General features: G+C 47.3%; 1 protein-coding gene. It reads right to left on the bottom strand.

Annotation, left to right across the window (positions count from 1 at the left end; all coding sequences use genetic code 11):
* Nucleotides 1–60: 60 nt before the first annotated feature.
* Nucleotides 61–237: winged helix-turn-helix domain-containing protein (locus tag SB773_RS34585; protein ID WP_410595061.1), on the bottom strand; the 177-nt coding region annotated here is incomplete at its 5' end.

Raw genomic sequence — 237 nt, 5'->3', positions numbered from 1 at the left:
AATGAAAGTAGGAAGAAGAAGCAAAGCAAAGTAAATGTCCGAATGCGAATCGTCCTCATCTTATCCTCCCTCGAAGCGATACCCTACTCCCCATACGTTGAGCAGAAACTGCGGATGGTTCGGATCGGATTCGATTTTCTCGCGAAGCCTGCTGAGGTGGACGCGAATCGTATGCTTATCGCCCACGCCATCCCAAAATTTCTCAAGTAATTGCTCATAGGAAAAAACATGTCTGGG

This window comes from Bacillus sp. SIMBA_074 (genome assembly GCF_046534555.1).
Lineage (GTDB): Bacteria > Bacillota > Bacilli > Bacillales > Bacillaceae_G > Bacillus_A > Bacillus_A mycoides.
Note: the sequence above shows the minus strand (reverse complement) of the source record. Positions and strands in the feature narration are given on the sequence as shown.